The sequence below is a fragment of the Bacillus sp. PPSBB_11 genome (assembly GCF_038023285.1).
GTDB classification, from domain to species: Bacteria; Bacillota; Bacilli; order Bacillales; family Bacillaceae; genus Bacillus; species Bacillus altitudinis.
On the sequence record NZ_CP150633.1, the window covers coordinates 756,422 to 763,545 of the forward strand.

At 41.6% G+C, this 7,124-nt stretch carries 6 protein-coding genes; all 6 read right to left on the minus strand.

Annotated features, from left to right (window positions below):
- Positions 1 to 313 precede the first annotated feature (313 nt).
- The 6 genes from V7L95_RS03840 to V7L95_RS03865 all read right to left on the minus strand — a co-directional run bounded on the left by V7L95_RS03840 (position 314) and on the right by V7L95_RS03865 (position 6,799).
- Entirely contained in the window at positions 314 to 1,084 is a 771-nt protein-coding gene (locus V7L95_RS03840; RefSeq protein ID WP_046527391.1) for a dipeptide/oligopeptide/nickel ABC transporter ATP-binding protein, read from the minus strand.
- Complete coding sequence (locus tag V7L95_RS03845) at positions 1,078 to 1,896, minus strand: ABC transporter ATP-binding protein (RefSeq protein WP_340968066.1); 819 nt, start codon at positions 1,894 to 1,896, stop codon at positions 1,078 to 1,080. Before V7L95_RS03845 ends, V7L95_RS03840 begins: the two co-directional genes overlap by 7 nt.
- Complete coding sequence (gene opp1C, locus V7L95_RS03850; RefSeq protein WP_079919156.1) at positions 1,859 to 2,746, minus strand: nickel/cobalt ABC transporter permease; 888 nt, start codon at positions 2,744 to 2,746, stop codon at positions 1,859 to 1,861. Before opp1C ends, V7L95_RS03845 begins: the two co-directional genes overlap by 38 nt.
- A gap of 5 nt (positions 2,747 to 2,751) precedes the next feature.
- Positions 2,752 to 3,681: a nickel/cobalt ABC transporter permease gene (gene opp1B, locus V7L95_RS03855; RefSeq protein ID WP_017368098.1), complete on the minus strand. Its 930-nt coding sequence runs from the start codon at positions 3,679 to 3,681 to the stop codon at positions 2,752 to 2,754.
- Between the two features lie 15 nt (positions 3,682 to 3,696).
- Positions 3,697 to 5,340 (minus strand): nickel ABC transporter substrate-binding protein, encoded by a 1,644-nt coding sequence (gene nikA / locus V7L95_RS03860; protein WP_340968067.1) that lies wholly within the window; start codon positions 5,338 to 5,340, stop codon positions 3,697 to 3,699.
- A gap of 289 nt (positions 5,341 to 5,629) precedes the next feature.
- Positions 5,630 to 6,799 (minus strand): macrolide family glycosyltransferase, encoded by a 1,170-nt coding sequence (locus tag V7L95_RS03865; protein WP_017359181.1) that lies wholly within the window; start codon positions 6,797 to 6,799, stop codon positions 5,630 to 5,632.
- Between the last annotated feature and the right edge of the window lie 325 nt (positions 6,800 to 7,124).

Here is a 7,124-nt window from a genome sequence, read left to right on the forward strand (position 1 = left end):
GAGACATGAAAAAGCCTCCCATTCTCAGAATAGGAGGCAAAATGGTGTACAAAAATAAGAGCGTATCGATACAGAATGACATGCGGTTCATCAAATAAGCACACATATCCCCCGTATCCATCACTTCAATCTTTGATTCCCAAGCTGTACCATCCTATTCCGAAGCTAAAAAATGAAAACGCAGCAAACATAGCAACACATATCGTTTGCTCACTGCCTTCGTTCTTTCATTTTGCTTACAGGTCATAGGATTAGTACTTCATTGCATTGGGTCACCCTTCCGTCGTTTGTTACGTATACGATAAAAGATTGGTTATTTTTTGTCAAGCTGAAAAGGCATGAGTGAGTCTATTAGCTTGAGCGTAAATGGATGAGTCGCTTCAAACAGCTGGTCACTTTTACATTCTTCCACAAGTTTTCCCTCATGTAAAAAAAGAAGTCGATCACATAAATAAACGGCTGCCTCTAGATCATGGGTAATCATGAGAATGGTCATATCTAACTCTTGCTTTAATGTCTCAAGAAGCTCCAATATTTGAACTTGGACAGAAACGTCAAGTGAGCTAAGGACTTCATCTAAGATGAGAATGGCTGGATTCGTCGATATGGCTCTTGCTATGCATACACGCTGGAGCTGACCGCCGCTTAGCTGATGAGCATATTGATTTAGCAAAGACGATGGAAGTCTTACTTGCTTGAGCAGGGACAACACTTTTTGGTTCATATTCATGTTTCGCTTTATTATTTGCATGGGTTCTGCTATGATCTCTTTCACTGTAAAGGAAGGATGGACAGAAGATAGATAATCCTGAAAAACAACACTCATTTCCCCCCGGTTCATCTTACGCCATGTATGAGCTGGCCATCCATCTATCTTTATCTCTCCGCCGTCTAATGTTTCTAAACCAAGCAGCGTACGTGCTATTGTACTTTTACCACTACCGCTCTCACCGACTAACCCGACACATTCACCTTCTCCAACCTGAAATGAAACCTGAGCTATGCGTGCTATGGATTCCTCTTTATGAAAAAAGCGCCCTTTATCTTCTCCATGTTTAAGTAGTTGATTTGCTGTGATCAGCATGGGAATGCCCTCACTCTCTTCTGCTGCCTCAGTGCTTCAAGGGGTGCCGATAAGCGAAGCCTCGTTTCTAGTAAATGCCTCGTTTGAGGATGCTCAGGTGATGTAAATATCTCTTTTGCATGACGATGCTCAAGCATCTTCCCTTGGTGCATCACCAACAATTCATCAGCGATTGCCTGAACGACGCCTAAATCATGAGAAATGATGATCAAGGCAGCTCCTGTTTCTTCTTTCAGCCTCTGTAATTGTGTGATGACTTCGCGCCGGTTATATGCATCTAATGATGCTGTAGGCTCATCGGCAATGATCACGTCAGGAGAAAGCATGATCGTAATGGCAATCATGACACGTTGAAGCATTCCTCCCGACAGCTCATGAGAATATTTTTTCATTAACATATGCGGATTGTTTAAATGGACACGTTCTAGCCCAGTGATCGCATGTGCTGTCCCTTCTTTTCCACGTAAACCCAAATGCCGCTGGAACGTTTCAAGTATTTGATGACCAATTGTTTCAATTGGATTGAACGCATTCATAGCATCTTGTGGAATGTAGCCAATTCGCTTTCCTCTCCACTGCTGTGCAGTCTGACTTGTCAATTTTTCACCGTCAAACAAAATGGTCCCAATCATCTCTAGCGAAGGAGGGATAAGGCCAATTAATGCTTTTGCAACGGTTGATTTTCCGCTTCCACTTTCTCCAATAACGCCTAAACAACGTTGTCTATGTAATGTAAACGTGATATTTGCCGCCAAATCCTTTTGTTGAATCGGATCATGTACGGACAGGTTTTTTATCTCGATGAAAGGCAAATCGTCTCCCCCTTTTTTTGTTGCTAAGATGCATGGCAGGGTTCATGACCTGCTGAAGACTGTCTCCTAAAAAATTCAGTGCCATGACCACAAATAAGATCGCAAGTCCAGGCGGGAGCATATGAGCCGGGTGCGTCACCATGACATTCTTCGCCTCGTTGAGCATCATGCCCCATTCCGGTGTAGGTGCACTCACACCTAATCCAAGAAAAGACAGAGCAGAAATATTTAAAATGACCCAGCCTGCGTCAAGTGTAGCAAAGACAGCTATCTCTCCTGAGATGCGAGGAAATAGATGTTTTCGAAGGATATAAAAAGGTGAACCTCCAGATACTTTCGCAAACTGAACAGATGGTTCATTCGTATATTGCAGGACTGACGAACGAATCATCCTTGTATACCAAGCCCATTTTGCAAGGACATTGGCCAAAATAATATTGAAAAGCCCAGGTCCCATAATGCCCACAACAGCCAAAATCATCACCTCTGCTGGAAATGACAGCATGACATCACATATTCTCATCAACACTTCATCAACTTTCCCTCTAAAAAAGCCAGCTACGAGTCCAAGTATCGTGCCAATGAGCATCGTGATACACATTGTCAGCACGGCAGCAAGCATCGTTGTCCGAATACCATATAAGAGCCGGGACAATACGCATCTCCCCAGCTGATCGGTTCCGAGGGGATATGTTAGACTCACACCAGCATATTTTTGAAGAATGTTCGTGTCAGTTGGGTCATGCGGCGCTAGAAACGGTGCAAACAGCCCAGCTAATGTGACAAGTACCAAAAGCCAGATAGACAGAATAGCCATTCGATCTTTTCTTAATTGATTCCATACGATCAAATTTTTTAGACCTCCTTTCTTAACTGCGGATTCATGATCATTTGTATGACGTCCGCGATAAGGTTGCACACAACGAATAGAATTCCCATCACAAACAAATAGGCTTGAATCATAGGGAAATCGGCATGAAAAATAGCTGTTACACACAAACGGCCAACCCCTGGCCAAGCAAAGAGATTTTCAATAATGACGGTTCCTGCAATGAGCTTTGGTATTGACATACCGAGTGCTGTTACCGCTAGTTGAAGGGCATGTCTCATCACCTTCAATTGAATGGTTCGTTCCTTTAAACCACGAGCTCTTGCATAAAAAACAAAGGGCTCGTGCTGAAACTTTAGGATTTGATTTCGAATGAGTCTCACATAGGTCGATAAGTAGCCAAACGATAGAGTCATCGCTGGCAAAAGAAGCGATTTAAACCCTTCCATTCCACTCGTGTTGACCCAGTTAAATTTGACTGAAAAAAGCCAGATAAATAAAATGCCCAACCAAAAACTAGGCATGGAAGCTGCAATAAACACAAATGCTCTCACGATTCGATCCAACCATGTATGTGCCGCATATGCACACACCATTCCGAATAACAAACTCAGCACAATAATAAACAAAAGGGACATCCCTGCAAGCTGTAAAGTCGCAGGAAGTGCCTCCATCATCAGGTCAAGTACAGGCTCATGTGTGACATAACTACTGCCAAAATCACCTGTTAATCCGTCTTTAAGCCATGTGACATAGCGTATGAAAAAAGGTTGATCTAAGCCTAACTCTTGACGCATAGATTCAACCATCTCTTCCGTTGGGGTTACTTGGTTCACACGTAAAGCGACCTCAGCTGGATCACTCGCACGCATCGCAAGTAGCACAAACGCAAAAAACGTAATGAATACAATGAGCGGCAAAAGAAGCAATAATCGTTTTATGATATAGCGTGTCATGTCTCAGCCTCCCATTTATGACGAAAAATACATTCGATCAAAGGGAATTTCATACTGAGATACATGAAAATCTACACCTTTGAGGCGCTTATTATAAACGGCCTTTGTCACAGAATAGGAAATAGGGATATACACATTTTCATCATGAATATACGTCAAAATATCTCGGTACATTTGTGCCCTCTTTTTCTCATCCGGCTCCACCAATACTTTCGTAATGGTCTCATCCAGCCACTTTTTCTTTTTCAACCCTAACTGAGCTTGATAATCAGCATGGGATGCAACACGGAATGAAGAGACGTATGTTTGAGGGTCATAAGGAAGTCCCCAAGATAGAGAGTACATAAGATCAAATTTTCCTGTTTTTTGACGATCTAAAAATGCCTGTTTTTCTTCACCTCTAATATCCAGCTTGATTCCAACCTGCTTGAAGTCCTGCTGAATCGATTCACTAATCGTTCTTTCACCTGCATTATCCGAATTATAATAAATGGTCACGCTGAGCGGCTTGTCTTCTTGATAGCGATAGCCGTCTTCTTTTAGCTTCCAGCCTGCCTCATCTAATAATGCCTCTGCTTTCTTTTTTTGATAGGTTTTCTTTTTAAGCGAAATATCTGCGTAAGGGACTGATGGGGCGAGCAGTGTATGTGCCACCTGTTCAGTTCCATTTAAAATCCCTTCTGTAATCATCTCTTTTTGAATGGCATATTGAAATGCTTCTCTTACTTTTGGATCTTGTGTTATTGGTTGATTGGAGTTGATCACAATAGATCTTGATCCAACAGGAGGACTCACGGTTACCCCATATTGACCAGCTTCTTTTAAAGCCTGAAATGAATCTCCGTCGATCATGTCACCATCAGCTCCAAATAAGAGGTCGATCTCCCCTTTTTGCAGAGCGAGTAAAATCGTTTGGTGATCCGGCATGACCTTCCATTTCACTGTTGAAATCTTTGGCTTCTTTCCCCAATAGTGATGATTCACTTCAAAAATGGCATATTGATTTTTCTTATGTTCCTTTAACACATAAGGACCTGTACCTGCATAACCTTTGACGCCTTTTGATGTGGTGCCATCAATAAAGCTTTTGGGAGAAATAAAACGGAATGGACGTGTTAAACCAAGTTCTTCTAATGTTGGATAATAGGGCTCCTTCAATGTGAGAACAAATGTATGTTCATCTACAGCCTTTGTGGATTTAATTTCTGACACGAGATTGAGCCAAGCATTTTTTTCAATATTTTTGACAACTGCATCAATATTCATTTTGACAGCCTTCGCATTAAATGGCTCACCATCTGAAAAAGTCACGTTTTCTCGAAGATGAAATGTGTAGGTTTTTCCATCTTTAGAAATATCCCAGCTTTGGGCCAGGGCAGGTTGAATGCCTTTTTCCGTATTCACAACAAGCGATTCAAACACCATATTTTGAGCGGCCATCTCCCCGCCATATAGATGGGGATTAATGTCTCTTATATCTTTTGTACTTGCATACACCAGTTCATCATCTTCTCTTCCACTTAAACTGGAAGAGGTCTTATTTTCAGAACAAGATGCCAATAGAAAACAAGCCATGACTGAAAACAGCATCAAGGTATATGTCACAAAGGACTGCTTTTTCTCGTCCTTTTTCTTTATGTAAACAGGTTGATGATTCATATGTACTTCCCCCAAATGTTCATTTTATCGTAATCATTACGATTATTAATCGAAATGATTACGAATTGAATATTAGCATACAGATCTGGGAAATACAATGTCTTTTTTCACCGAAAAAACAGACTCATGATTGAGTCTGTCAGGTTGTTGACAAATAGCTAAAATGATCTTTATTTTAGCTCTTTGTCTTCTTTTCAGCGTGAAAGAAAACCTTTGCAGTCTAGGAAGGGCGAGCACCAGTGCACAGACCTGCGGGCGAATGCCAGGGTTTGTCTACACGCTGAGAGACTCATGATTGAGTCTGTTTCGCTTGCATAAATTGATCAATGACACGTAATGCTTTTTCTGTTCCACCTGCTGTTTGGAAACTTTCTTCAATCTTTTCAATCCCAGCACGGTACGTGTCACTTCCCAGTACACTCTCTACAGTATCTCTCAGCTGCTTTGCTGTCAGCTGGTCTTTATCGAGTGCACGAGCAGCAGAGAGATCCGTCAGTCTTTTTGCCACCATCGGCTGATCTTTGTCAACCGGGATGACAACCATTGGAACATGATAATGAATACCTTCATTGACACTGTTCATCCCGCCGTGAGTCACAAACACATCTGTCAGTTCAAGGACTTCAAGCTGCGGCACATAAGGCTCGATGAGAAAATGAGATGGCGCTTCTTTTAGGAGAGACATGTCGATTTTTTCACCAGTTGCGAGAATCACTTTTCCATCAAAGTCGGCAAAGGCATCAATACACATATTAAAGAATGCTTCAGTATCTCCAAGAACCGTTCCCATTGAAATAAAGACGACCTTCTCTCGCTCAAGCGTTTCTAACGGGAAATCATGCTGGTCAGCACGTTTTAGAAAGCTCGGTCCAATGAAGACAAATGAATCATCCAATGCATCAACAGACGGCTGAAAATATTCACTTGTATACACCATATTCAGTTCTCCGCGGTTTTTCATGAATTGCATCAAATGGGTTGGCTGAACGCCAAAACGTTCATGTATTTCTTCTAACAGATGAGCCGCCTTCTCATCTTTTCTGTATAGAGGTGTATCAAAATGTGCCTCTTGCAGCACAAAAGAAGGATTCGAACCGATGCCTGGAATCTGTAAGTAATCCCGCACAAGCTCACCTGCTCCAAACATATCAAAATAGACCAAATCAAATGAATGCTGTTGAGAAAGAGTTTCCACCACTTCTAAAATGTCTAATGACGTTTGTAGCATGGCATGGAAAAATGGCTGCATGGACTCTAAATCGCTTTCTTCGACACTTAATGTGCGAATATAATCTGGATGTATATGTATGTGAGCGCCTAAGCGTTTGATCCGCTTTTGATAATGTTCAGTTGTGACCACATGCACTTCATCACCTCGATCAACAAATGCTCTTATCATTCCTAACATTGGGTTCACATGTCCTTCAGCTGGGAACGTAATCATTAAAACCTTCGCCACAAGAATCCTCTCCTTATTGTCAATTCCCTTCCATGTTAATCTTATACAGTGATCGGGCTCAACAAATACGCCTGAAAAGAGCAGAAATGAGTCTTATGGCTAGTATTTTAAGAGGATAGCAGAAAAAAAGACAAAGCCTCCTGTTTAAGTGCTTTGTCTTTTAGATCGGATCTGATATTTTGATATTTATTCAAAGCAGGCTGAATACACATTTCCTATATTGAAAAATTCAAGTAGTGCTCTTTTTGCTTCAGGACTAGCATTTTTCGCTGCTTTATTTACAGCTGTTTTTACAGCATTCGCCTTACTTTTTCCTGCCTCTCTA